A 538-nucleotide genomic window follows, 5' to 3' on the forward strand; every position below is an offset into this window, starting at 1 on the left:
CGCTGCGCGACATCGCGCAGGGTCGGGGTCTTGAAGGCGTATTGCAGGCTCTTCGACGTGGGGAACAGGCGTCCCCGCCCGATATCGTCGTCCCGGCCGACGCCGATATCGTGGAACGACCCGTCGGTGAACGCCCAGCCGCCATGGCATTCGTGGCATCCGGCCTTGCCGTTGAACAGCGCGAACCCCGCCTTCGCGGAGGCTCCGATCGCCGAGGCATCGCCGTCGCGCCAGCGGTCGAACGGCGCGCTTCCCGAGACGATGGTGCGCTGGAACGCGGCCAGCGCCCGCTCGATCCCGCCCCGCGTGATCTCCCGATCCTCGAAGGTCGCGGCGAAGGCGGCGACGTAATCCGGGTCGGCGCGCAGGCGGGCGATGAGCTCCTCTTCCGAGAGGTTCATGAGGTTGGGGCCGGTGATCGGCGTGAAGGCGACGGATTCGAGGTCCGGGAACTTGCCGTCCCAGCCGAGCGGCGCGATCCAGCCGACGTTGAGCAGGGTGGGCGTGCGCAGCTTCAGCTCGATCCCGGGCTCGCCGA

General features: G+C 69.7%; 1 protein-coding gene. It reads right to left on the bottom strand.

The genetic code is table 11. The features are described from left to right. On the bottom strand, positions 1-538 hold a 538-nt coding region (locus tag MBTS_RS23070; RefSeq protein WP_280529966.1), incomplete at both ends, for a cytochrome-c peroxidase.

It is taken from the genome of Methylobacterium bullatum, from assembly GCF_014845095.1.
GTDB classification, from domain to species: domain Bacteria; phylum Pseudomonadota; class Alphaproteobacteria; order Rhizobiales; family Beijerinckiaceae; genus Methylobacterium; species Methylobacterium bullatum.